This is a genomic window from Paracoccus xiamenensis (assembly GCF_011308835.1).
Classification (GTDB): domain Bacteria; phylum Pseudomonadota; class Alphaproteobacteria; order Rhodobacterales; family Rhodobacteraceae; genus Paracoccus; species Paracoccus xiamenensis.
This window is the reverse complement of the sequence record NZ_JAAOHY010000006.1, coordinates 103,449-127,767: the sequence shown is the minus strand read 5'-3', so window position 1 is coordinate 127,767 and position 24,319 is coordinate 103,449. Positions and strand designations below refer to the sequence as shown.

Sequence of the window (24,319 nt, the reverse complement as noted above, 5' to 3'; positions counted from 1 at the left end):
GATGCATCATATGGATCCAAATGCGCAGTTGCGCATTGTTACCCCGATATGAAACCCAACTCGGAGTTGACACTTCATGGCTATCGAACCCCGGAGCAACAACAACCTCTATTTCATCGTCGGCGCGCTGGTTGTCGCCGTCCTGGTGATTTTCTGGCTGATGAGCGGCGGCGATGACACCGCGGCCGATGCCGGCGGCGACGCCGTCGTGACGGTCGAAGAAACCACCGAAGCCCCCGCTGATGCCCCTGCGGTTGAAGCTCCGGCCGCCGAAACCGCGCCAGCCGCTGATGCCCCGGCTGCTGAAGCTCCGGCGCCGGCCGCCAACTGATCCCATTTGCAGGATCGCAGGACAGCCCCGGGCATCGCCCGGGGCTTTTCTTTTTCGTTTCCGGGCTTTTTCCCAGTCAGCAGCATATGTTAAGCCTGCGCCCGGAACCCGCGTCGACAAGGTCGCGTTGCGTGGGTGACCGCACCCGTGCGGGCAACCGCCCGCCCAGAAAAGAGGATGAGACCATGGCCTTTTCGCTTCCCGATCTTCCTTATGCCCATGACGCGCTTGCGCCGGCCGGTATGTCCAAGGAAACGCTGGAATATCACCACGACATTCACCACAAGGCCTATGTCGACAACTTGAACAAGCTGATCGAGGGCACCGAATGGGCCGACAAATCGCTTGAAGACATCGTCACCGGCACCTTCCAGAAGGGCGCCGTGGCGCAGAACGGCATTTTCAACAATGCCAGCCAGCACTGGAACCACAGCCAGTTCTGGGAAATGATGTCGCCCAATTCCGGCGAGATGCCCGAAGCGCTGAAAAAGGCCATCGTCGACAATTTCGGCTCGGTCGAGAAGTTCAAGGAAGAATTCGCCGCCGCAGGTGCGGGCCAGTTCGGTTCTGGCTGGGTGTGGCTGGTTCAGAACCCCGACGGTTCGCTGGCGATCACCAAGACCGAAAACGGCGTCAACCCGCTGTGCTTCGGCCAAAAGGCGCTGCTGGGCTGCGACGTGTGGGAACATTCCTATTACATCGACTTCCGCAACAAGCGCCCCGGCTATCTGTCGAACTTCCTCGACAAGCTGGTCAACTGGGACAATGTCGCCTCGCGCATGTAATCGCGGCGATTTGTGCAGATGCGGCCCGTCGGAGAGATCCGGCGGGCCGTTTTCATGCCGCCCGCCTAGGACTGTCGATCAAATCGCGCCCGGCTGAGGATATTGCCCGCCTCGTCCACCGTCAGGCGCAGGGTGTGGCCGCGATGGAAAAAGGACAGCCGATAGCGGCCGGCATCCTCGCCCTCGCCGCGCTCGAACCGCGTGGTGATGGCACCGGTGGACATGGCGCGGGCGATGGCGTGTTCGGGCAGGCCCAGCCCTTCGGCGATGATCTTGGCATCGACGGTGAAGTCCTCGCCATTGCGGATAATGCCGGACATTCCGCGCCCCCTTGCCAAGCCGCCACTTCGGGGCGCAGCATCGCAGGCGTGATCCAACTTCTCAACCCGCACGAGACATGAGCGACGAAAACCCCAAGGACTACGCCTCGCCCGCCTGTCTGGCCGCCGAGGTGGCGCCGGATTACTTCGACCCGCTGGCCACCGATCCGGTGGCGGCGGCGGATGCGGCGCGCTGGCGTAAGGCCGCGCGGGCGCAGCTTCTGGCGGCGCGCGGCGCGCGCGATGTGCAAGCAACAGACGCGGCCATCGCGGATCAACTGGACCGGCTGCTGGCACAGCAGTTTGGCGGCGGCCCGGGGCTGATCCTCGCCGCATATTGGCCGATCAGGGGCGAGCCCGACCTGCGGCCCTGGATGGCGCGACAGTCGGCGGCGGGCTTGCGGATCGCCCTGCCCGTGGTCACGGCCCCCGATCAGCCGCTGGTGTTCCGGCCATGGTCCCCCGACGCCCAGATGCGCCCCGGCCGCTGGAATATCCCCGAACCCGCGACCACGGCGCAGGTTCTGCCGCAGATCGTGCTGGCGCCGACGGTGGGCTGGGACGCCGGGCGTTTCCGGCTGGGCTATGGCGGCGGGTTTTACGACCGCACGCTGGCGGCGCTGCGCCCGCGCCCTTATGCCGTCGGCATCGGGCTGGAATCGGGGCGGCTGCCGACCATCTATCCCCAGCCCCATGACGCAGCACTCGACCTGATCGTGACCGAGGCCGGCTTCAGGCCCTAGTCGTCCGCACGCAGGCTTTGGCGCGCCAGCGCCGCGATCAGGTCGGTCTGGGTGACCACGCCGACGATACGGCCCCCGTCCAGTATCGGTACCGCATCCATCCCCCCCGCCAATTGCGGCAACAGCGCAGCGATGGGCGTGTCCGGGCCGGCGCTGCCGGGGTTGGGATCCATGATCTCGGTGGCGACAGCGGCGCCCGAGACTGCCAGCGGCGGCGGATGGCCTGCGGTCAGCTCGTGGTCGGGACAAGCGGCGGCGATGATCTGCAACTGAAAGATCACGCCCATAAAGCAATCCTCGGGGCCGACCACCGGCAGCGAGGTAAAGCCGTGGCGCAGGAACAGGGCCGCAATCTCGGACATGGGGGTGTCGGGGGCCACGGTGACCAGGTCGCGCGACATGATCGCACTGGCGGTCTGGGGGCCGGTCATATGGCTGGCAGCCTGCATCTCTGCCGCGCCGATCAGCCGGGCCAGATCCTCAACGCCAAGGTTCAGCGATTGGCGATAGCGTGACAGGATATCGGTCAGCTCGGCCTCGGTCAGGCCCAGCCGCTCGACCGGTGCGGGGTCATGGGTGCCTTGCGGGTTCAGCTCGCCAAACTGGCGGAAGGGATAGCGCCGGCCGGTCAAACTGGCATAGATCGCCGCCGCGATCACAAGTGTCAGCGTCCCCACCGCCACCGGCATCAGCGCGAAGCCCATGCCATGGGGCAGGATGCGTTCGGCACCCAGCGCAACAGTCATCGCCACCGCCCCGCCCGGCGGATGGGTCGCGCGCAGCGCTGCCATGGCCAAAATCGCCAGCCCGACGGCAAGCGGCACCGCCAGCAGTGGCTGCGGCACCAGCCGGCACAGCGTGATCGCCACCAGCGCCGAAACGGTATTCCCCACGATGGCCGGCCAGGGCTGCGCCAGCGGGCTGTTCGGCGCGGCAAAGACCAGCACCGCCGTCGCCCCGAACGGCGCAATCAGATACAGCGCCAGCCAGCGGTCCGGCGACAATGCGAAGGCCACGCCTGCGGTGATCAAAAGGCCCAGAAACGCGCCAAAGCCCGCCCGCAGCGCCTCGGCCGCGGGAACCGAGGCCACCGGCCCCAGCGACCGGATGTGCAGTAATCCCAGCAAATGAGCGATGGCGCGCATGAATACCTCCGGCGGCGGGCGGGTCTGACTATGTCCGCCTGCGCGCAAGGGCAATGGGGGCGCGCGCAAGTCGAAACAGTCCTGCGCGATCTGCACAACCTTCAGGAAATAATGCTATTTTTCAGCAGAAAAGGGGGCCGATTGGCCCCCTTTTTACGGTAATCCCATGTCGAGGGGTCAGACCAGCGTGGCCTCGGTCGCGGCGCGGAACTCTTCCTCGGTCACGCCATCGGCCAGTTCCACGATCTTCAGCCCGCCCGGCACCACGTCCAGCACGCCCAGATTGGTGATGATGCGGTCCACGACGCCCCGGCCAGTCAGCGGCAGGGTGCATTCTTTCAGCACCTTCGATTCGCCGTGCTTGTTGGTGTGATCCATCACCACGACGACGCGGCCGACGCCCGCGACCAGATCCATGGCGCCGCCCATGCCCTTGATCAGCTTGCCGGGAATCATCCAGTTCGCCAGATCGCCGTTTTCGGCAACCTCCATCGCGCCCAGGATCGCGGCGGCGATCTTGCCGCCGCGGATCATGCCGAAGCTGGTGGCGCTGTCGAAATAAGAGGTGCGCGACAATTCGGTGATCGTCTGCTTGCCGGCATTGATCAGATCGGGGTCTTCCTCGCCTTCATAGGGGAAAGGCCCCATGCCGAGCATGCCGTTTTCCGATTGCAGCGTGATATCCTTGTCGCCGACATAGTTCGCGACCAGCGTCGGGATCCCGATACCGAGGTTCACATACATGCCGTCTTCCAGTTCCTCGGCCGCGCGGGCGGCCATTTGGTTGCGGTCCCAGCCAGCCATGCTCAGGCCTCCTCACGCTTGCGGGTGGTGCGCTGTTCGATGCGCTTTTCGTGCGGTCCCTGGATGATCCGGTGGACATAGATGCCCGGCAGGTGGATATGGTCGGGGTCGATGCTGCCGCGCGGCACGATTTCCTCGACCTCGGCCACGCAGACCTTGCCGCACATGGCGGCGGGCGGGTTGAAGTTGCGGGCGGTCTTGCGGAAGATCAGGTTGCCGGTGTCGTCGGCCTTCCAGGCCTTGACGATGGAGAGGTCGGCGAAGATGCCCTCTTCAAGGATATAATCCTCGCCGCCAAACTGCTTCACTTCCTTGCCCTCGGCGATCACGGTCCCGACGCCGGTCTTGGTGTAGAAACCGGGGATGCCCGCGCCGCCGGCGCGCATGCGTTCGGCCAGCGTGCCCTGCGGGTTGAATTCCAGTTCCAGTTCGCCGCTGAGATACTGGCGCATGAACTCGGCGTTTTCGCCGACATATGAGGACTGCATTTTCTTGATCTGCTTGGTGTCCAGCAGCTTGCCAAGGCCGAACCCGTCGACGCCGCAATTGTTGCTGGCGATGGTCAGATCCTTGACGCCGCTGCGCACCAGCGCGTCGATCAGCAGTTCGGGAATGCCGGAAAGACCGAAACCGCCAGCCGCGATATGCATGCCGTCAAACAGCAGACCTTCCAGCGCGGCATCCGCGTCGGGGTAGACTTTCTTCATCACGTCCTCCGAATTGGTTGACGAGTTTGTCGCAACGGGCTGGCCCCGTGTCAATCGACGGTAGCGTTAGCAGTCAGCCGGGCGGCGATTTCTGCGGCGGTGAAGACGGCGATCAGCTCGGGCCGCTTGTCGGCGGAAAAGCCCGCGCCGATCGGGCAGGTCAGCCCGGCGGGGTCGATACCCTGCGCCCGCGCGTCGCGGTTGAAACGCGCCCGCTTGGTGGCGCTGCCGATCATGCCGACATAGGCGGCATCGCCACGTTTCAGGGCCTCGGCGGTCAGCATGAAATCCAGCGCGTGATCGTGGGTCAGCACGACGAAGGCCGCGCCCGGACGCGCGGCGCGGATCGCGGCCTCGGGCAAGGCGGTCAGGACGGCATGAGTTTGCAGCGCCTTGGCCAGTTCGGCCTTGCGGTCGTCATACAGCGCCACCTCGAAGGGCAGTTTCGACATGATCCGCGCCAGCGCGCGGCCCACATGCCCGGCCCCGAAGATCAGAACCTGTGGGCGCGGGGCCGGGGCAGACGGCGCGGCGCGTTCCAGAACCACCTGCATACGGCCGCCGCAGCACTGGCCGGTGTCGGGGCCGAGCACGATGGTCATCACCGCCCGCCCCTCTCCCGAGGCGAGCATGGCCCGCGCTTGCGCCACCACGTCATACTCCATCCGCCCGCCGCCGATGGTGCCGGTGATCTGATCCGGCGTCACCAGCATTTCGGCCCCGGTTTCCCGCGGTGTCGATCCTTCGGTTCCGGTGACGCGCACGCGGATCATGGCGGCTCCTGTCTGGCTTGGGACGATGTTACCGCCTTAATCGGCGCCTGCAAAAGGGGTCTGGACCGGCATCGCATCGGGGTGAAAGTCACCGGCAAATTCGGCGCTTGGCGGGATCGGCGTGATGATGTCGATCAGCACCCCTTCGGGGCCTTGCAGGATGAAATGGCGCTGCCCGAAATCCTCGCTGCGAAGCGGCTGGATCGGGGTCAGCCCCTCGGCCAGCAGGCGGGCGTGTACGGCGTCGACATCCTCGACCTCGAAGTTCAGCAGCAGGCCGGCGGCGCGGCCACGGCCCTGCGCGGGAATGGTGTAGTGCTGCCCATCAAGAATCGCCAGGTTCACGCCGGGATCCTCGGGCATTTGCAGATGCACGTACCAGTCGGTTTCGAACATCGGGACAAACCCGAGGTGACGCTTGAAATAGGCGGCGGTCGCAGGGACGTCGCTGCTCATCAGGACGGGATAGACTTGGGTGCATTTCATGGTTGGCCTCCGTTCTGCAATGTTACATACTTGGTGTATGTAACATAAACATACACGGTGTATGTATGCAAGAAAAAACGACCCGCAGTCAGGCAGAGCGCCGCGAGGCGACGCAGTCATCGCTGGTTTCGGCAGCGCGCGAGCTGTTCGCCCGACATGGCTTTGCCGGCGTCGGCGCGCCCGAGATTGCGCAGGCGGCAGGTGTCACGCGCGGCGCGATTACCCATCATTTCAAGGACAAGACCGGGCTGTTTCAAGCCGTCGTCACCGCCGAGGCAGAGGCGGTGGGCGCGGCGCTGGCGGACTGGCCCGCAGGCGATATGGCAGGGGCCGTGCGGCATTGGTTCGCGGTGATGGAAACACCGGGCCGGGCGCAGATCCTGCTGATCGACGGTCCAGCGGTGCTGGGCGTTGCCGAGATGGCGCGAATCGATGCGGCCAGCGGTGCTGCGGAACTGGGACAGGGCCTGGCCGAGACGCTGCCGGGCATGGATCCGGGGCAGCTTGCCGTGCTGGCTGAAATCCTGTCGGCCGGCTTCGACCGCGCCGCCCTGCGCGTCGCCGATGGTCAGGCGGCAGAACCCTATATCACCGCCCTGCTGGGCTTGATCGAGGGGCTGCGCCCGGCCACCGGATAGGTCGGCGCAGAGATCATCCGCGCCGAACCGGGCCTTATTCGTCCGCCTTCGTGTCCGAAGCCGCCTTTTTCGTCGCCGTCTTCTTCGCCGTCGCTTTGGCGGCCGGCTTCTTGGCAGCGGTCTTCTTGGCAGCCGGCTTCTTGGCGGCCTTGGCCTCGCCCGCCTTGGCCGTGGCCTTCTTCGCAGCGGGCTTTTTCGCCGCAGCCTTTTTCGTCGCAGCCTTTTTCGGCGATTTCGCGGCCTTGGCGGCGATCAGTTCCAGCGCACGATCCAGCGTCAAATCGGCGGGCTCGACATCACGCGGCAGGGTCGCGTTGATCTTTTCCCACTTCACATAGGGGCCATAGCGCCCGTTCATCACGCTGATCTTGCCGCCGTCGGGGTGGTCGCCCAACTCTTTCAACGGTGCCGCCGTTGCCCCCCCACGGCCCCGCGTGGGTTTCGAGGCCAGCACCTCGACCGCACGGTTCATGCCGACGGTGAAGACCTCCTCGACATCGGGCAGGTTGGCGTATTTGCTGCCATGCTTGACGTAAGGGCCATAACGCCCGATTCCGGCCTCGACCAACTCGCCATCTTCCGGGTGCGGCCCGATCGGACGCGGCAAGGCCAGCAGCGCCACCGCACGATCCAGATCCAGCGTTGCCACGTCCCAGCCCTTGGGGATGCTGGCGCGGGGCGGTTTCGGCACCTCCTCGGTCGCTTCACCGCGTTGGACATAGGGGCCGAAGCGGCCATTCTTCACGCTGATCTCGTCATCGGCGTCAATGCCCAGCACCCGGTCACCGGTCGGTTCGCCATCACCGGGCGCGGAAAGCGGCCGGGTAAAGCGGCATTCGGGATAGCGCGCGCAGCCGATGAAGGCCCCACCCGAGCGCGCGGTTTTCAGGTGCAACCGCCCCTGATGGCACAGCGGGCATTCACGCGGATCGCCGCCATCGGCGCGCGGCGGATAAAGGTGCGGTGCCAGCGCGTCGTCAATCGCGGTCAGCACCTCACCGATGCGCAGATCGGTGGTGCCGGAAAGCGCTTCGGAAAAATCGCGCCAGAAACGCCGCAGAACCTCGCGGTAAGCGCGGTTGCCCGAGCTGATATCGTCCAGCTCCGTCTCCATGTTGGCGGTGAAATCATAAGAGACGTAGCGCGGGAAATACTTGACCAGAAAGGCCGTGACCAGCCGGCCCTTGTCTTCGGGGATCAGCCGGTTCTTGTCCTTGCGGACATATTCGCGATCCTGAATCGTGGTCACGATGCTGGCATAGGTGGACGGCCGGCCAATGCCCAGTTCTTCCATCCGCTTGACGAGCGTCGCCTCGGTATAGCGGGGCGGAGGCTGGGTGAAATGCTGGCGCGCGGCGGCGGTGCTGCGGTCATCGACCAGCACGCCTTCCTCGGCGGCGAAAGCGGCAACCTTGCGCGCGGCCTCGCCTTGGTGGATCAGCGGCAGGCGGGCGCTGTCTTCACCATCATCATCGTCGCGGCCCTGATCGTAGACGGCCAGAAAGCCGTCGAACAGCATCACCTGACCATTGGCGCGCAGCCCGACCTGGCCATCGGCACTGCCGATCTCGACCGTGGTGCGTTCCATCCGCGCGGCTTCCATCTGGCTGGCCAGCGTCCGTTTCCAGATCAGATCATACAGCGCGCGCTGATCCTTTTCCGAGGTCCGCAGCTTGTCAGGCGACAGCGACATATCCGTCGGGCGGATACATTCGTGGGCTTCCTGCGCGTTCTTGGCCTTGTTCTTGTACATGCGCGGCGATTTCGGCAGGTAATTCTCGCCGAAGCGCGACTTGATGACGTCGCGGGCGGACATCACCGCCTCGGGCGCCATGTCGATGCCGTCGGTCCGCATATAGGTGATCAGCCCGGCCTCATACAGGCGCTGCGCGGTGGACATGCAGGCGCGCGCGCCCATGCCCAGCTTGCGACTGGCTTCCTGTTGCAGGGTCGAGGTCATGAAAGGCGGCCAGGGGTTCCGGCTGGCAGGTTTCGAGGCGACGCTGGTGACGACCAGATCGCGCGCGTCGATGGCCGACAGCGCCAGACGCGCCTTTTCGGCGGTCGGGATGTCGAAACGGTCCAGCTTGTCACCGGCAAGGCTGACCAGCGTGGCGTCATATTCTTCGCCCGAAGGCGTCGCTAGGCGCGCATGGACGGACCAGTATTCGCGCGGCTTGAAAGCCTCGATCTCCATCTCGCGTTCGACGATCAGGCGCAGGGTCACCGATTGCACCCGGCCGGCCGATTTCGCACCCGGCAGCTTGCGCCACAGGACCGGCGACAGATTGAAGCCGACCAGATAATCCAGCGCCCGACGCGCCAGATAGGCATCGACCAGATCGCGGTCGATTTCACGCGGGTTGGCCATGGCCTCGGTCACGGCGTTCTTGGTGATGGCGTTGAAGGTGACCCGGCTGACCGGCTTTCCCTTCTTCAGCGCCGGCGCCAGCGCCTCCAGCAGGTGCCAGCTGATCGCCTCGCCCTCGCGATCGGGGTCGGTGGCGAGGATCAGCGCGTCATCGCTTGCCAGCGCGTCCCTGATCGCCTTGAGGTGCTTTTTCGAATCCGACGCGACCTCCCATTTCATGTCGAAATCGGCTTCGGGATCGACCGATCCGTCCTTGGGCGGCAGGTCGCGAACATGGCCGAAAGACGCGAGAACAGTATAGTCGTCGCCCAGATATTTGTTGATCGTCTTGGCTTTGGCCGGCGATTCGACAACGACGACTGGCATGTTGGACCTCATGGCGGATTCGGGGCCGGAACATGGGGGCGCAGAGGGGGCGTGTCAACGGGCGTTGGAAAAACATGCCGTCATCGGATCGCGGCATTTTCCGCGCAGGCGCCTGTCTTTTGCCGGCCCGAGGGGGCAAACTCCGGGTGTCATCCCCGCGCGGCCCAAGGGAAAAGGCGGGACCTCTGACCCGCCTTTTCGCCAATTTCAGGTCGCGGCTTTTCAGGTCGCGGCGCGCGGGGCAATGGTGATGCGGTTGCCCCAGGGATCGGTAAAGCCCGACGCCCCCAGCGCCTGCGCCCGGTCGGGATCGGCGGACAGCACCAGCTCGGTCAGGCCGGCGCTGTCTGCCGCGCGAGGCCCTGCCCCACGGCTATGCCAGATATTCGTGGCCAGGTGGTGGTGATAGCCGCCGGTGGCATAAAAGCTTGCCGAGGGCATCGTGGTGGTCACATCAAAGCCCAGCGTGCCGGCATAGAATGCCTCTGCCTTGGGAACGTCACCGACCTGCAGGTGGACATGGCCGATGACGCTGTCCTGTGGCGCGCCGCGCCATTCGCCGGAAACGCGGACCAGTTAGGCCAGATCCAGCGCTTCGGTCACCATGCGGACGCGGGTGCCGTCGGTCTGCCATTGATCGCGTGGGCGGTCGGCATAGATCTCGATCCCGTTATCCTCGGGGTCGCGCAGATACAGCGCCTCGCTGACCGCGTGATCCGAGGCCCCGTCAAGCCGTACCCCCAACCCCGCCGCATGGCGCAGCCAGCGGCCAAGATCGGCACGGTCGGGCAGCAGAAAGGCGGTGTGGAACAGCCCCGCGCCCGTCGGATAGGACCGTGCGGCAGGGTCGCGGCGCAGCTCGACCAGAGGCAGATCGCCCTGCCCCAGCAGCAGGGTTTCGGCATCGCCGGCGATCCGGTCAAGCCCGATCACCCGCTGATAGAAGTCGCCCACCCGGTCCAGATCACGCACGGTCAAGGCGACGCGGCTGACGGAAACGGGGGCATCACTGGTGGCCATGGCAGTCTCCTTTTCAAGAACGGATGGGGCGGTGGATCAGTCTTTGGTCACGGCGAATTTGCCACCGCCAAGAAGCGATTGCACCAACAATGCCAGCGCCCAGAACGCCGGATATTCCCAGCCGCCGCCTTCATTGCTGAACCAGAACCCGTTCGGCCCATGGGCCAGCACCGCCGCGCCCAGCAGCACCGGCACCAGCGCCAGCGACACCAGACTGGTCTGGAAGCCGACGATCAGCGCGATCCCGCCCAGCACCTCGGCTGCGATGGTCAGATAGGCCAGCCCACCGGGCAGCCCGAGCGAGCCGAAATAGCCCGCAGCGCCTGCCGGTGTGAAGACGAAGATCTTCAGGCCCGCATGGGCCAGGAACAACACCCCCAGCGACACCCGCAGCAACAGCGCGGCCGTCTGGCCCGCATCGTCGCCACCAAAGCCGAAGCCTTTCAGAACATTGGTCATCCTGTTTCTCCTGTTCGAATTTCCTGACCAACAGTTAGCGCTTTGCCGGCATCGCCAGAATGGGTACAATTGCGGAATAACTATCCCCGGATTGGAGAGAATGATGGACCTGGCCGACGGCATCCGCGCCTTTCTGGCGGTGGTCGAGACCGGCTCTTTCACCGCCGCAGGGCAGCGGTTGGGGGTGTCCAACAAGCAAGCCGGCAAGCAGGTAGCCGCGCTCGAGGCACGGCTGGGCCAGAACCTGCTTTACCGCACCACCCGCGCCGTGTCGCTGACCGAGGCGGGCGAGGCCTGGCTGCCCCATGCCCGCAAGGTGCTTTCGGCGATGGAAGACGCCGAAGACGTATTCGCGGACCCTGCCGGCGGCCTCAGCGGGCGGCTGCGCATCACCTGCGGCACCACGATGGGAGAGCTTTGCGTCGCCGAAGCCGCCCGCAGCTTCGCCACCGAACACCCCCGGATGCGGGTCGAGCTGCATCTGTCGGACGAGCTGACCGACCTCGCGGCGGGCGGGTTCGACATGGCGGTGCGCATCGGCATCCCGCGCGATTCCAGCCTGCTGATGCAGCGGATCGGTGCGACTACCCTGCGCGTCGCCGGCAGCCCCGACTATCTGGCGGCGCATGGAACGCCCGCCCATCCGCGCGATCTGGCCGATCATGTCGCGATCATCGACCTGAACGGACAGCTGCCGGGCCGCTGGAACTTCCGCGATGCCGATCAGCGGATCACCATCGCCATGCAGGGCCAGATCGCGGTCAACAGCGCCGCCATCACCATCGGTCAGGCCCTGAAAGGCGGCGGGCTGGTCTGCGCGCCCGACATCTTCCTGGCCCCCTATCTGGACAGCGGCGCATTGCGCAGCGTGCTGGACGATTTTGCCACGCCTGCGCTGCCCATCCATATCCTCAGCCAGCCCACCGCCTTCCGGCAACGCAAGATCGCCGCTTTCGGTGCGGTGCTGCGCCGCCATCTGGACCAACTCGGCCGGGCCTAGCGCGCCCGCACATGCCGCGCTATGGGTAGCGGCATGAGCGAACAGCCCTCCCCCTCTCGCGTCCTCGTCTGTATCCTGATCCTGTGGTTCGCCGGGCTTGGGGCGGCCGGGCAATTCGCCAAGATCGGCGTACCCTTTGCCGAGATTCAGGCGATGTTTCCGCAGGCCGGGGCCTCGGTCGGGCTGCTTTTGTCGCTGGTCAGTCTGGTCGGGGCGGCCTTCGGCATGGTCGCCGGCGTGCTGGTCACCGGGATCGGACTGCGCCGGGCGCTGATCTTTGCGCTGATCTTCGGCGGGCTGGTATCGCTGATGCAGGCGCAAACGGACAGCTTGCCCGTGCTGCTGGTAAGCCGCGGGTTCGAGGGGCTGTCACATCTGCTGATCGTCGTCGCGGCGCCCACATTGATCGCCCAGCTCGCTCCGGACCGTTTCCGCAGCTTCGCAATGACGCTGTGGGCGACCTTCTTTGGCGTGGCCTATGCGCTGACGGCATGGCTGGGGATGGATCTGGTGGCGCGCGCGGGGCTGGCGGGACTGTTTCGTGCCCACGGCATCTATATGCTGGTCTGCGCGGCGGCACTGGTTGTGATCCTGCCCCGCGCATCTCGGCAGGCAGTGCTGCACCTGCCGACGCCACGGCAATTCGTCGCGACGATGGCGCGCGCCTATGGCTCGGCCCGGATCGCCGCGCCGGGGTTCGGCTGGCTGTTCTATACACTCACCTTCGTGTCGCTGCTGGCCATCCTGCCGGCGCTTATTCCGCCAGAACGGCGCGAGGCGATGATCGCCACCCTGCCCCTGATCAGCATCGCCTCTGGGCTGGCGGGCGTGCCGCTGCTGCTGCGCTTCGTGCCGCCTGTGCGGCTGATCCAGTTGGGGTTCGGCATGGCCGCGATCAGCGCGGCGCTGATGGCGCTGGCGGGGCCGATCCTGCCGGCGATCGGCCTTTACGCGGCGCTTGGGATCATTCAGGGCGCAAGCTATGCCGCCGTTCCGGTCCTGAACCACAGCGCCGAGGATCGCGCCTTGGCCAACGGGCTGATGGCGCAGATGGGAAATCTGGGCAACCTGCTGGGCACGCCGCTGCTGCTGGTGCTGCTGCACCATAGCGGCATCGGCGGGCTGATCGCCGCGATTACCGGCTGTTATCTGCTGGGGATCCTGTGCCACGTCTGGATGGCCGGTCGGCGCGAGGCCGGGGTCTAGGACGGCAGCAGCGCCTCGATCTTCGCGCCGGGGAAGCGCGCCACAAGCGCCGCCACCTGCGCGTCATCGCGGGCCAAGCAGGCCGCCGTGGACAACGCGTCAGCCAGCCCCGCGCTGCTTGCGCTTATGCTGACGCCCCCGAAGGCGCCCCGCACCGGCAGACCCGTTTCGGGGTCGAGGATATGGCCCTGCATCCCCGCCGCGTCAAAAACCGTGCCGCGCGGTGACGAACTTGCCAGCGCCCTATCCGACAGCGTCAACCGCTGCCCCCCGCTTAACGTCACGGGCCAATCGCGCCCCTCGGGCGCGTGTCCACGGGCGGCGATCTCGCCAGTATCAACCAGCACATCGGCCAACCCCTCGGCGCGCAGCAGATCGGCCACGCGGTCGGCGATCACCCCTTGCGCGACCCCGTTCAGCGTCAGCGCCATGCCCGGTCGGGTCAGCCGGATTGCATCAGGCTGGATCGAAACCCCATCCCAGCCGGTCAGCGCGCGGGCCTGCGCCAGCCGCACAGGATCGGGCGCAGCACCTCGCGACCAGCTTTCGGCATGCGCCTGCCACAGGGGCTGCACAGTCGGGTCGAACCGCCCATCGCTGGCCGCGTGCACCCGGCCACACAGGCTGAGACAGTCCAGCAATTCAAAGGGCGGATTATGCAGCATCCCCTCGACGTTCAACCGCGCCAGGGCGCTGTCGGTCCGGTAGAGGCTGAAGATGCCCTCCAGCCGGTCGATCTCGGCCAGGGCCAGCCCGATCAGCCGGTCGGCCTGCGGGTGATCCAGCGCGATGGTCGCTGCCGAACCCAATGCCACGCCATGCCATTGCCGCAGCCGCTGCGGCTGCGCGCCGAGGGGAGATGCCAGCGCAAGGGTCGAGGCAGCGGTGATTGTCAGGAAGCGGCGGCGGTTCATGGCTGAGGCTCCGCAGGTTGGGAAAGGGCGCGCAAACGGGCAGTATAGTCGTCCGGGCCGGCGGGAACGGTCGCAGGCTTGTCAGTGGCCAGAAGAATGTCGGAATCGGGAATATCGGCCAGATCCACCACCTGCCCGCCATATTCGGCGGCAAAGGCCTGCGCGGCAGCCCTGTCGGAAAACGGCACCGTTTCCGTGGCCCCCATACCGCCCGCCCGCGACGAGCCGGTGACGAAAACCGCCCGATCCAGCGCCACCCAGTTTTCCGCGCCGGGCTGTTCCCAACTGCGCGCATGCGCCATGTCGCTGACATAGATGGCGGCGATCTCGGCCGCCTGTTCGGGCATGCGCTGATAGGCGATGGCGTCGCGGACCTGGCTGAAAAACAGCGGATCGAGCACATCCTTCAGATGCACCTGTGCCTTGGGGCCGGCATGTTCCAGCACGTTCATCTGGCAGTAATGGCCCACTGATTCCGGCGTCATGGCGATGGGTGGCGGGGCCTCGGGTTCGGTCCGGCAGGCGGCCAGCAGCAGGGCAGCAACAAGAAGGCGCTTCATGGCTGCAACCTCCGAAACGACGCAAGCGCCAAGCCAAAGGCCAGCACCGGCCAGATCAGGATCGACCCGAGCGCCGCCACGCCGGAAACGGTCTTGGCTGCCGCCCCCAACCCCGAGGCCGCCGCCGTCGCCTGACTGGCCGACAGGTTGAACAGGCGGAAGGCATCGGCAGGGTTCGCCAGCAGCGCCACCGGCAGCGCCTGCGTGGTCAGCGCCCCGCCATCGTCGGCCACAACCACCGCCAGCAGCCCCAGATCATACAGCACCACCAGCACCACCCACAGCGCGATTGCCAGCCCCGCCGCCCCGGACGGTCGCCCTGCCAGCGAAGACAGCGCATAGCCCGCGCCCAGGAAGGTGATGCCCAGCAGGATCGAGCTCCACCCCAGCCGCCACAACGCCGGCAGCCCCGCCAGTGCGGCCCGGTCGCCAAGGATCGCCACCACGGCGGCAAGGCCGTAACCCGCCAGCAGCGCCAGCGCCAGCACGCCCAGATGCGCCAGCAGCTTGCCCGCCAGCGCCTCGGCGCGCGACACGGGATAGGTCAGCAGCAGCGGTAAGGTGCCGCGTTCGACCTCGCCCGCGATGGCGTCAAAGGACAAAAGCAACGCGATCAGCGGCACGACATAGACGGCCAGACTGGTCAGGCTGGCCACCACGACCGACAGCCGGTCGGCGGCCAATGCGCCGGAGGGTGCCGATCCGGCGGCGGTCAGCACCAGTGCGAAGATCATCATCATCAGCGCCGAGACGGTGACCCAGCGGTTGCGGCGGGCGATGCGGAACTCGGTTCCGGCAATGGTCAGGATGCGGCTCATGCGGCCTCCGCCTGTCTGGGTTCAGCGGCGTCCGGTGGGGTCGCATGGCTGAAATGGGTATAGATGTCCTCAAGGCTGGGCGGGGCGATCTCGACATCGGCGACCTGGCCGCCAAGGGCGGCAACACGCGACAGAAAACCCATCTTGGTGGTCACCGGCAGCGCCAGACGCGCCTGCCCGTCACGCCAATCCGCATCGGGCGGCAGCGCCGCGCGCACGGCAGCAATCGCCCCCGGCGCGGGCGTCACCGTGGCGCTCAGCGGCAGGCCCGCGCGCGCGCGCAGGTCGCCCAGCGTCCCCGCCGCGACGATGCGGCCGCGCGACAGGATGACGAGGCGGTCGGTCCGCGCCTCGACCTCGGTCAGGGCGTGCGAGGACAACAGCACCGAGGCCCCGGCATGGGCCAGATCGTCGATCAGCGCATAGAACTCGCGCCGAGACACCGGATCGAGGCCCGAGGTCGGTTCGTCCAGCACCATCAGCGCCGGCTGGCCGATCAGCGCCTGCGCCAGCCCGACCCGCTGCCGCATCCCCTTGGAATAGGTGCCGATGCGGCGGTCGGCGGCATGGGCAAGGCCCACGCGGTCCAGCAACGCGCCCGCCTGCGCCCCCGGCTGGCCGCGCAGGCGCAGATACTGGCAGACCAGCTCGCGCCCGGTCAGCGCCGGGTGGAAGGCGGCGTTTTCGGGCAGATAGGCGGTCATGCGGCGCGCGGCGGTACTGCCGGGGGCCGCACCTTCGACCGAGACGGTGCCGCCATCAAAGCCGATCAGCCCAAGCACGATCTTCATCAGCGTGGATTTCCCGGCGCCGTTGTGTCCCAACAGCGCCACCCGCTCGCCCGGTGCGACCGCCAGCGAAACATCGGTCAGCGCGTGGACATCGCCATAGCGCTTAGTGAGTTGTGAGAGGGTCAATCGCGGCGTCATCGTAACCTTCTTGCAGCCATGCGGGCCGCGCTTCGGCCGCCATGGCGGCCACGTCTTCGGGGATTGCGATCTGCGGGGCGGCGATCAGCGGAAAGCTGTCGACAACACCGCCCGGCATGGTCGCGGGAAAGCTGGACTGCGCCCAGCGGATCAACTGCACCGCGGGCGAACCGATCAGCGCGCCGGCCGCCGGCTGCGACCACAGGATGCGATCCATCAGGTCGTTGGGGCGGAACGGGCTGTCGGCGATACCGTCGCCGTTCAGATCGAAAGCCGGGTGATCGGACCAGGAATTGCCGCGGCCCTCCAGGCTCCATTCCACATCGCGGGAACCGACATATTTCACCTGCTCGCGATTGCCGATGAAGGCATTGCCCGTGATCGCATTGCGTTCCGATCCGGCGGTGAAATGGATGCCGATATCGCAGCCCTCGAAACGGTTGCCGGCGATCAGGTTCTTGTGGGCGTTATAGATGAAGGTACATTTCTCGGTCCCGCCAGCGACCAGATTGCCGGCCACGTCGGAACTGTTGGCATAGTTCAGCATGACCCCGTGGCTGCGATCCTTCAGCGAGATATTGTTCAGCACCTTCACCCGGTCCGAATACATGATCGCGTAACCCAGATGATTACCGATCGAGACATTGCCCGAAACCTCGCTGTCATGGGTATACATATAGTGCACGGCAAAGCGCAGATCGCGGAAGGTGTTGTTTCGAAAGATGTTCTTGCGCGATGTGTTGGTGAAAATACCGTCGCGGCCAAAGCGGATATCGTTGCCCTCGACCACGGCACCCGGCGCGTTCCAGACATAGACGCCATTGCCCCGGTCGTTCATCCGCCGGTCCTGTCGCCCGATGATGGTATTGCCACGCACGATGCTGTCCTTCGCGCCATGAATGTCGACGCCGTAAAGATTGCCTTCGATGCGGTTGTCCTCGACCAGCACGCCGCTGGCCTCGCGGGTCATCAGCACGCCGGAATCGATGTCCTGATGGGAATTGCCCGATCCGGTGAGGGTCAGGCCGCGGATCACCACGTCCGCTCCGGTGACCTTGATGACAGAGCCCTGCCCGCCCGCGTCGATACGGGCCTTACCGCCGCCATCCAGCGTCAGGGGCTTGTCGATCACCACCGGCCCGCCATGCAGGCCGGGGGCAAGGATCAGCACATCGCCGGGCGCGGCCACGGCGATGGCTTGCGCCAGCCCCTCGCCTGCGGGCACGGCCCGTTCCGCCGCAAACAGCGGCGAGGCCAGACACAGGCAAAGGGCAAGCGCGCGGATCATCAGGCCGCTTTCGGACGCACGAACATACGGCCGCGCATTTCCATGTGCAGCGCATGGCAGAACCACTGGCAGTAATACCAGTAGACACCCGGTCGCGCCGCAACGAAGGTCACCGACGAGGTCGCCTGCGGCCCGATTTCCATCGCCACGCCGTGGTTGCCCATGGTGAAACCGTGGGTCAGGTCGTCGATGTCATCGAGGTTGGTGATGATGACGGTGACCTCATCGCCTTCGTCCACCTCAAAGCTGTCAAGCGCGAAGGTCGGCGCCTGCGAAGACATGTAGACGCGCACCTTGGTCGGGTCGTCCTTGTCGCGGATGACCGTATCCTGCCAGTCGTCCAGATCGATGCCGTCGGCCTCGGCCTGGGCGCGGGTATCGGCCCACATCGGATCCTGACGATCCCAGACCGATTTGATATTGGCCATTTTCGAGGCATGGACACCGATGGCGTCATGGGGTTCGGCAAAGTTCGGGCCGTCATGGACCACGACCATCTCGTCCTTGGAAATGTCGATCAGCTGATCGTTTTCCGGCTTCAGCGGACCCACGTTCAGGAACCGGTCCTTCGAGAATTTGGACAGGCAGACCAGCCATTTGCCATCCGCTTCCAAGGTCTCGCCCATGGTCGTTTTCAGGTGGCCCGGCTGATACTGCACATCGACCTTCGAGATGATCGGATCGACCGCCTCGCCGTTATGGGCGGCAATGGCGCGTTCGATGTTCCACTTCACCACCTGGCTGTCGAGGAACAGAGAGGTAAACGCGTTGCCCGCCCCGTCAAAGGCGGTGTGGAGCGGCCCGAGGCCCACTTCCGGCTGCGCCACGATGACCGATTCCGGCGCGGCACCGTCGTTGAAGACGGCGTCAAGCTTGGTCACGTCGATGATGGTGACCGTGGGCGACAGCTTCCCCGCAATGCACAGGTGCTTCTTGTCGGGCGCCATGTTGCAGCCGTGCGGGTTGTTCGGCACCGGAATATAGGTGGTGTATCTCTTGGCCGCGTTTTCCTTGCGCCCGTCGAGGATCTTGACCCCGTTCAGTTCCTGAAAGTCGCCGGCCGCGATCCCCGCCTCGATATTGGCAAGGTTGAAGACGACAACGTGATCCAGCTCGGCCGAGGTCATGTCGGCCTGGGTCATCCCCATTTCCGAGTTGTAGCTGGTCGAGAAGGCATATTTGCCTTCGTAATCGGCATCGGTATTGTCCAGATTGCCCGACACGATGATTTGCCATGCAACCGTCATCGTCTCGGTATCAACCGCCGTGAACAGGTTCACATAGGTCGACGGGTCGTCCATGGTCGAGCCGTCATTGACCAGCGGCGTCTCGTCCTCGCCATTGCAGAACAGGTATCTGGACGAGGGCACCTTTTGCGGGCGCATCCCGTGCATGGCCTTGGCATTGGGGATTTCCAGGATCTTGTCGCATTTCATCACGTCGCAGCGCACCCGGGCGACACGCGTATTCGCCTTGTCCTGCATGAACAGATACTGGCCGTCATAAGTCCCGTCGGTATAGGACATATGGACGTGGTGCAGGTCGCCATTATCATGGACCTTCTTGCCGTTCGCCTCCAGATAGGCCTTGGTGTCGGGCAGCATGGTCTCGGTCATGATCTTCAGCGACTCGTTGGTCTGGCCCCAGCCCGTGGCCGAGCAGCGGTTGAAGACCGGCACCCGCATCAGTTCGCGCATCGACGGCACGCCGAGGATGCGCATCTCGCCGGTCTGGCCCGAGGACCAGAAGCCGTAATATTCATCCAGATCGCCCGGCTTCAGTTCCCAGCTTGCACCTTCTGATGCGCCTTGCGCGGCGGCGGGCGTGGCCACGCCACCACCTGCCAGCAGCGCCGTCGCGCCGCCAAGGCCCATGCCGCCGATGGCGACCCCGCCCGCTGTCGCGCCCAGAAGGCCGCGCCGGCTGATGCCGTGTTTCGTTTCGTCAGTCATGTCAGACTCCTTCGCCTTTGACTTTCAGATTGGGGTGGTTGGCCAGCCCGTCCCGAGGCTTCAGATCGGGGGCGGAGTTGGCGGAAATGCTGGCCCGGCGCTTGTCGCGTTTGATGACCACCGGGCATTTGGAATGGCTGTGATACAGGACCTGGCAATGCATGCAGTTCAGGCACTCGTTCGGGTTGATCTCTCCCGTCGGGTGGATCGCCTGCACGAAGCACTCATTCGCGCAGGTCTGGCAGGGATTGCCGCATTCCTTGTAGCGCTTGAGCCAGTCGAACATGCGGATCCGCGCCGGAATGGCGAGGCCCGCGCCAAGTGGGCACAAATAGCGGCAATAGAAACGCTCGACGAACAGTCCCGCCATCAGCAGGCCTGCGGCATAGACGACGAAGGGCCAGGCGCGGACGAATTTCAGCACGATGGCTGTCTTGAAGGGCTCGACCTCGGCCAGATGCTCGGCCTGTTCCAGCGAGGCCAGCGAGACCCCGAACAGCCCGAGGAAGATCATGTATTTGATCGGCCACAGGCGTTCATGCAGGCCCCATGGCAGGGTAAACTGCGGGATGCCCAGCCTGCGGCCGATCTGGTTGGTCAGTTCCTGCAACGCGCCGAAGGGACACAGCCAGCCGCAATAGGCACCCCGACCCCAGAAGATCAGCGCAGCGGCGACCGCGAACCACAGGATGAAAGTCAGGGGATCCAGCAGGAAGGCCTGCCAGCTGAAGCCGGTGGCAAGGCTGTTCGCCAGCGCCATGATGTTCACGACCGACAGCTGCGCGTTCCACATCCAGCCCAGCACCACCAGCACCACGGTCAGGAAGGACATGCGGAACCAATAGACCGCGCGTTCCGACCGGGTCAGGAACTCCTGAAAGAAGAAGGCCGCCGTCAGCACTGTCAGCAGCACCAGCAGGGTGATGACCTGCGGCGTCTTGGCGTCCCAGATACGTTTCCACAGCGCGGCCTGCGCGGCGCTTTCGTCCAGATCGGGCGCGACCTCGACGGGGGTTTCCGCCACCGGCGCGGGCGGCGGGGCAAGCAGGTAGCTTTCCGGCAGCGCATAGCTGAGATCAAAGGTGGTAAACAGCTTCTCGATCGCGGCCACATCGCGATGGACCAGCAGCTGGACGCGGAAAGGCTTGGCCGGATCGAAGCCGCTGTCCGCAGGGATCTTGAACAGGTCGACTTCCGTGAAGTTCGGCGCCCCCGTCAGCGCAATGGCCGAACGGCGATGCTGGCGGTCGCGGAACCGCACCGAAATATCGTCCTGGATCAGCTGGATACGGTCAAAGATGCCGCCGCGCACATAGCCCGAGCCCTTGAAGCTGTAGATCCCCTGCCCCGCGATCAGCACCGCCTGATCGCCCTCTTCCAGCCAGCCGTCCAGATTGGCGAATGCCGCATCGCCCAGCACCGGCTTGCCGATCCCCGGCACGCTGACCAGCGTCGCCTGCATGTCGATGAAGGTGGTGTCCGGCGGGTCGGTCAGCGCGCGGGCATCGGAGCGCGGATCGCCAAGTGCCGCGAAGGCCTCATTCACCTCGCCCGTGGTCAGGCGCAGGGCGCGGATGGTGCCATCACCCAGAAGCGTGTTCCAGTCGCCCGTGGCCATGGCCTCGGGGTTGATCTGGCGGGGCGGGGCGCCAGCTTCTTCGCCCGCCAGCCCACCAAGGCCCAGAATGCGCGCCACCTTCAGCCCGGCGCGCACGATGGAATCGTCGATCACCATGACCGTGACCGTCGCGCCTGAAATGATATTCAGCTCATGCGCTGACCCGCCTGCCTCGGCCTCTGCGACCAGATCGAGACCGACATAACCCTCGGCAACGGCCTTCATCTTGGCCTCGGGGATGCCGATCAGGACGATGGGCTCGGAATGCTTGACCAGTTGCACGCCCAGCACCTTCGCCTCGGGGCTGACGGCGACCATGGTGTGAATGGGCTTGCCGGAATAGCCGGTGGTGCCAACGAAATCCGAGGTGATGAAGGCATAGCCCAGCAACGTGTCGCCTTGCAGCACCGGGGCCACGGGCGCGTCGTCGCGGATCGGCCCATAGGCGTCGGCACCGGGCACCAGATCGGCTGGTGCGACCTCGGCCAGATAGGTCGACAGAACGTCGTCGGCAGATGCGGCGGGCTGGGCCAGCCCCTGCGTCGCAAACAGGCAGGCCCCGATCAGCAAGGTCCAGACAGACAGGAGGATGCGGTGGAGGCTCATTTCATCCCTTTCGGGGGTGGAGGGCCACGGGCCAATTGATGCGACCAAGGCGTGCGCAGTGGGCTGAAGACTTTGGGAGTGGCCAGATGCGGGTGTGCGTGACGTGACAGGCTCGCCACCGTCGCGACCATGGGCAGCAGCGCCAGCGCCGGGACGGCGCAATGCTTGCAGGCCGCGCAATCGCAGATCGGCGCGGACGGAACCTGCCGGCCCTGCGCGTCCACATAGATGATGGTGATCGCATTCTCGGCGCAGATCTCGATCGCGCGGGCATCATGCACGCCCGCACGCCCCGCCTGCCCACCGGTAAGGATGGATATCGCGGCGATCAGCACGAAAACGAGAAGGCGATTCGCAAATCTCATGCTGACTTCTTAGGCGCCACCCAGATCGGCACCTTGACCGATATCAGACGCACCCGCGCGGCACGTTGGCCATGGCAGCAGCAGTGTCGCAGGGGGCCGGGGTCGTTGTCCGTACGCGGGCATGGCTTTGGCCGCGCTGATTGCGCAAACCTGTTGGCATATGGCGCGTGTTGGGGTTAAGCCCCCCTAGCCCCGATCCGCTTCAACCGAAAGGCAAGAACCGAGATGAGCGCAACCCCCGACCGCCAGCGCCAGCTGATGCCCGTCGATATTCGCCAGCTGAAGGGCAAAAGCCCCGTGGTTTGCCTGACCGCCTATACAACGCCCATGGCCCGACTGGTTGATGAGCATTGCGACGTGGTGCTGGTCGGCGACAGTCTGGGGATGGTGCTGCACGGCCTGCCGTCGACCGTGGGTGTCACGATGGAGATGATGATCCTGCACGGTCAGGCCGTGGCGCGCGCGACCAGCCGGGCCTGCCTGGTGGTCGACATGCCATTCGGCTCTTACGAGGAATCGCCGCAGCAGGCCTTTCGCAATGCCGCCCGGATCGTGGCCGAGACCGGCTGTCAGGCGGTCAAGCTGGAAGGCGGGCAGCATATGGCGGGAACCGTGCGCTTCCTGGTCGATCGGGGCATTCCGGTCATGGGCCATGTCGGGCTGACCCCGCAATCGGTCAACGCCCTTGGCGGTTACAAGGTGCAGGGCCGGGGCGAGGATGCTGCACGGGTCACGCAGGACGCCGCCGCACTGGCCGAGGCCGGGGCTTTCGCGGTCGTGCTGGAAAAACTGCCCGAAGATCTCGGCGCCCGGATCACTGCCGAAATCGGCGTGCCAACCATTGGCATCGGCGCGGGCGTGGGCTGCGACGGGCAGATCCTCGTGCTGGATGACATGCTGGGGCTATTCGCCGATTTCCGCCCCAAATTCGTCAAGCGCTACGCCGAGATGGGCGCAAATGCCGCCCAGGCGATCGCGGCATATGCCGCCGATGTCCGCGCCAAGCAATTTCCCGGCCCGGAACACAGCTTTGCCACAGAAGGCAAGGCATGAGCGCGCCCATTGTCACCAGCCTGGATGAGTTGCGCCGGGCCACGCAAGCATGGCGGCGCGCGGGTCAGCGGGTCGGCGTTGTCCCGACCATGGGCGCGCTGCATGACGGCCATCTTAGCCTTGTTCGCGCGGCAAAGGCCGAATGCGACCGCGTCATCGTGACGCTGTTCGTGAACCCCAGACAGTTCAACTCGGCCGAGGATTACGACAAATATCCCCGCACCGAGCTGGCCGATGCCGAGCTGCTGGGCCCCTTGGGGATCGACGCGCTGTTCGTGCCGGATGGGGCGCAGGTCTATCCGCCCGGTCATGCAACCACGGTTTCGGTCTCGGGCATCACCGACACGCTGGAAGGCGCGCATCGCCCCGGCCATTTCGACGGCGTGGCGACGGTCGTGACCATGCTGTTCAACATGACGCAGGCGGATCGGGCCTATTTCGGCGAAAAGGACTGGCAGCAACTGCAACTGGTCCGGCGTCTGGTGGCCGACCTGAAACTGCCGGTCGAGATTGTCGGCTGCCCGACGGTCCGCGCCGATGACGGGCTGGCCATGTCATCGCGCAATCAGCGGCTATCGGTCACGGCGCGACAACAGGCGCGCGCCCTGCCCGAGGCGCTGCTGGCGGCGGCCGCAGCCATTGGATCGGGCGCGAATGTCGACGATGTCCTGACGCAAACCCGCGAGACACTGGCGCAGAACGGCATCGGACCGGTCGAGTATATCGAACTGCGCGACAGCGAATCCCTGCGGCCCCCTCGTCCCTGCCATCCACGGCGGCTGCTGGTCGCCGCATGGCTGGACGGGGTACGCCTGATCGACAATGTCGAGGTTCCGCCCGCCAACTGACGACAGTCAGGCGCGGCGCGTTCCTGACCTGCCGCGTCGGGCCATCTGGGAGGCTGCGCTAAAAATGGGAGACGCGCGCGGCTTTCGGCACACTTATTTCTGTTGTGAAGTGGCGCACCCGACACGATTCGAACGTGTGGCCTTTGCCTTCGGAGGGCAACGCTCTATCCAGCTGAGCTACGGGTGCGTGGGGGCCTGATTACCCGCAAACGCA

The 24,319-nt window shown here is 65.6% G+C and carries 26 protein-coding genes and 1 tRNA gene; 8 read left to right on the top strand and 19 right to left on the bottom strand.

What is annotated here, in order from left to right:
• The first annotated feature begins 76 nt into the window (after positions 1-76).
• Together G7044_RS13430 and G7044_RS13425 are read left to right on the top strand one after the other, a co-directional pair.
• Positions 77-331, top strand: a complete 255-nt coding sequence (locus G7044_RS13430) for a hypothetical protein (RefSeq protein ID WP_166329697.1) — start codon at positions 77-79, stop codon at positions 329-331.
• A gap of 185 nt (positions 332-516) precedes the next feature.
• Positions 517-1,116 (top strand): superoxide dismutase, encoded by a 600-nt coding sequence (locus G7044_RS13425; protein WP_166329695.1) that lies wholly within the window; start codon positions 517-519, stop codon positions 1,114-1,116.
• A gap of 65 nt (positions 1,117-1,181) precedes the next feature.
• On the opposite strand, the gene G7044_RS13420 is transcribed toward G7044_RS13425, so the two are convergent.
• Positions 1,182-1,436: a DUF6522 family protein gene (locus G7044_RS13420; RefSeq protein WP_166329693.1), complete on the bottom strand. Its 255-nt coding sequence runs from the start codon at positions 1,434-1,436 to the stop codon at positions 1,182-1,184.
• Between the two features lie 77 nt (positions 1,437-1,513).
• On the opposite strand from G7044_RS13420, the gene G7044_RS13415 reads away from it, so the two are divergent.
• Positions 1,514-2,179, top strand: coding sequence for a 5-formyltetrahydrofolate cyclo-ligase (locus G7044_RS13415; RefSeq protein ID WP_166329691.1), 666 nt, complete (start codon positions 1,514-1,516; stop codon positions 2,177-2,179).
• Here the strand turns inward: G7044_RS13415 and G7044_RS13410 are convergent.
• The 5 genes from G7044_RS13410 to G7044_RS13390 all read right to left on the bottom strand — a co-directional run bounded on the left by G7044_RS13410 (position 2,176) and on the right by G7044_RS13390 (position 6,094).
• The gene (locus tag G7044_RS13410) at positions 2,176-3,324 is read right to left on the bottom strand and encodes an HPP family protein (RefSeq protein ID WP_166329689.1); all 1,149 of its coding nucleotides are present in this window, start codon (positions 3,322-3,324) and stop codon (positions 2,176-2,178) included. The two genes, G7044_RS13415 and G7044_RS13410, sit on opposite strands and share 4 nt — an antisense overlap.
• A 177-nt stretch (positions 3,325-3,501) precedes the next feature.
• Positions 3,502-4,128 carry a 3-oxoacid CoA-transferase subunit B gene (locus tag G7044_RS13405; protein WP_166329687.1) on the bottom strand — a complete coding sequence of 209 codons (627 nt, stop codon included), beginning with the start codon at positions 4,126-4,128 and terminating at the stop codon, positions 3,502-3,504.
• 2 nt (positions 4,129-4,130) lie between these two features.
• Positions 4,131-4,835 carry a CoA transferase subunit A gene (locus G7044_RS13400; RefSeq protein WP_166329685.1) on the bottom strand — a complete coding sequence of 235 codons (705 nt, stop codon included), beginning with the start codon at positions 4,833-4,835 and terminating at the stop codon, positions 4,131-4,133.
• 50 nt (positions 4,836-4,885) lie between these two features.
• Complete coding sequence (gene xdhC / locus G7044_RS13395) at positions 4,886-5,608, bottom strand: xanthine dehydrogenase accessory protein XdhC (protein ID WP_166329683.1); 723 nt, start codon at positions 5,606-5,608, stop codon at positions 4,886-4,888.
• A gap of 36 nt (positions 5,609-5,644) precedes the next feature.
• Positions 5,645-6,094 carry a VOC family protein gene (locus tag G7044_RS13390; RefSeq protein WP_166329681.1) on the bottom strand — a complete coding sequence of 150 codons (450 nt, stop codon included), beginning with the start codon at positions 6,092-6,094 and terminating at the stop codon, positions 5,645-5,647.
• Between the two features lie 65 nt (positions 6,095-6,159).
• On the opposite strand from G7044_RS13390, the gene G7044_RS13385 reads away from it, so the two are divergent.
• Positions 6,160-6,732, top strand: a complete 573-nt coding sequence (locus tag G7044_RS13385; protein ID WP_166329679.1) for a TetR/AcrR family transcriptional regulator — start codon at positions 6,160-6,162, stop codon at positions 6,730-6,732.
• Positions 6,733-6,766: 34 nt separating this feature from the next.
• Here the strand turns inward: G7044_RS13385 and topA are convergent, their stop codons facing one another.
• From topA to G7044_RS13370, 4 genes are all read right to left on the bottom strand, one after another.
• On the bottom strand, positions 6,767-9,469 hold the full coding sequence (gene topA, locus G7044_RS13380; RefSeq protein WP_166329677.1) for a type I DNA topoisomerase: 2,703 nt from the start codon (positions 9,467-9,469) through the stop codon (positions 6,767-6,769).
• Positions 9,470-9,691: 222 nt separating this feature from the next.
• Positions 9,692-9,997, bottom strand: coding sequence for a VOC family protein (locus G7044_RS18030; RefSeq protein ID WP_328803860.1), 306 nt, complete (start codon positions 9,995-9,997; stop codon positions 9,692-9,694).
• Positions 9,998-10,045: 48 nt separating this feature from the next.
• Positions 10,046-10,489, bottom strand: a complete 444-nt coding sequence (locus G7044_RS18025; protein ID WP_235931305.1) for a VOC family protein — start codon at positions 10,487-10,489, stop codon at positions 10,046-10,048.
• A gap of 36 nt (positions 10,490-10,525) precedes the next feature.
• Positions 10,526-10,948: a DoxX family protein gene (locus G7044_RS13370; protein WP_166329675.1), complete on the bottom strand. Its 423-nt coding sequence runs from the start codon at positions 10,946-10,948 to the stop codon at positions 10,526-10,528.
• Positions 10,949-11,048: 100 nt separating this feature from the next.
• Between G7044_RS13370 and G7044_RS13365 the strand changes: the two genes are divergently transcribed.
• Positions 11,049-11,948: a LysR family transcriptional regulator gene (locus G7044_RS13365; RefSeq protein ID WP_166329673.1), complete on the top strand. Its 900-nt coding sequence runs from the start codon at positions 11,049-11,051 to the stop codon at positions 11,946-11,948.
• Between the two features lie 33 nt (positions 11,949-11,981).
• Positions 11,982-13,154 carry an MFS transporter gene (locus G7044_RS13360; protein ID WP_166329671.1) on the top strand — a complete coding sequence of 391 codons (1,173 nt, stop codon included), beginning with the start codon at positions 11,982-11,984 and terminating at the stop codon, positions 13,152-13,154.
• On the opposite strand, the gene G7044_RS13355 is transcribed toward G7044_RS13360, so the two are convergent.
• The 8 genes from G7044_RS13355 to G7044_RS13320 are packed head-to-tail and all read right to left on the bottom strand — an operon-like array spanning position 13,151 to position 22,204.
• Complete coding sequence (locus G7044_RS13355) at positions 13,151-14,068, bottom strand: FAD:protein FMN transferase (RefSeq protein ID WP_166329669.1); 918 nt, start codon at positions 14,066-14,068, stop codon at positions 13,151-13,153. The genes G7044_RS13360 and G7044_RS13355 overlap by 4 nt on opposite strands.
• Positions 14,065-14,628 carry a nitrous oxide reductase accessory protein NosL gene (locus G7044_RS13350; protein ID WP_166329667.1) on the bottom strand — a complete coding sequence of 188 codons (564 nt, stop codon included), beginning with the start codon at positions 14,626-14,628 and terminating at the stop codon, positions 14,065-14,067. The genes G7044_RS13355 and G7044_RS13350 overlap by 4 nt, the downstream gene beginning before the upstream one ends.
• A complete protein-coding gene (locus G7044_RS13345; protein ID WP_166329665.1) occupies positions 14,625-15,446 on the bottom strand; it encodes an ABC transporter permease in 822 nt (273 codons plus the stop codon). The genes G7044_RS13350 and G7044_RS13345 overlap by 4 nt, the downstream gene beginning before the upstream one ends.
• Positions 15,443-16,375 (bottom strand): ABC transporter ATP-binding protein, encoded by a 933-nt coding sequence (locus G7044_RS13340; RefSeq protein ID WP_166329663.1) that lies wholly within the window; start codon positions 16,373-16,375, stop codon positions 15,443-15,445. The genes G7044_RS13345 and G7044_RS13340 overlap by 4 nt, the downstream gene beginning before the upstream one ends.
• Complete coding sequence (locus G7044_RS13335; protein WP_166329661.1) at positions 16,341-17,663, bottom strand: nitrous oxide reductase family maturation protein NosD; 1,323 nt, start codon at positions 17,661-17,663, stop codon at positions 16,341-16,343. The genes G7044_RS13340 and G7044_RS13335 overlap by 35 nt, the downstream gene beginning before the upstream one ends.
• Positions 17,663-19,615: a TAT-dependent nitrous-oxide reductase gene (gene nosZ, locus G7044_RS13330; RefSeq protein ID WP_166329659.1), complete on the bottom strand. Its 1,953-nt coding sequence runs from the start codon at positions 19,613-19,615 to the stop codon at positions 17,663-17,665. Before nosZ ends, G7044_RS13335 begins: the two co-directional genes overlap by 1 nt.
• A gap of 1 nt (position 19,616) precedes the next feature.
• On the bottom strand, positions 19,617-21,839 hold the full coding sequence (locus G7044_RS13325) for a NosR/NirI family protein (protein ID WP_166329657.1): 2,223 nt from the start codon (positions 21,837-21,839) through the stop codon (positions 19,617-19,619).
• Positions 21,836-22,204, bottom strand: a complete 369-nt coding sequence (locus G7044_RS13320) for a hypothetical protein (RefSeq protein WP_166329655.1) — start codon at positions 22,202-22,204, stop codon at positions 21,836-21,838. The genes G7044_RS13325 and G7044_RS13320 overlap by 4 nt, the downstream gene beginning before the upstream one ends.
• 225 nt (positions 22,205-22,429) lie before the next feature.
• Between G7044_RS13320 and panB the strand changes: the two genes are divergently transcribed.
• Both panB and panC read left to right on the top strand, forming a co-directional pair.
• Positions 22,430-23,257, top strand: coding sequence for a 3-methyl-2-oxobutanoate hydroxymethyltransferase (gene panB / locus G7044_RS13315; RefSeq protein WP_166329653.1), 828 nt, complete (start codon positions 22,430-22,432; stop codon positions 23,255-23,257).
• Positions 23,254-24,105 (top strand): pantoate--beta-alanine ligase, encoded by an 852-nt coding sequence (panC, locus tag G7044_RS13310; protein WP_166329651.1) that lies wholly within the window; start codon positions 23,254-23,256, stop codon positions 24,103-24,105. Before panB ends, panC begins: the two co-directional genes overlap by 4 nt.
• 110 nt (positions 24,106-24,215) lie before the next feature.
• Here the strand turns inward: panC and G7044_RS13305 are convergent.
• A tRNA-Arg gene (locus G7044_RS13305) sits at positions 24,216-24,292 on the bottom strand.
• Positions 24,293-24,319 lie beyond the last annotated feature (27 nt).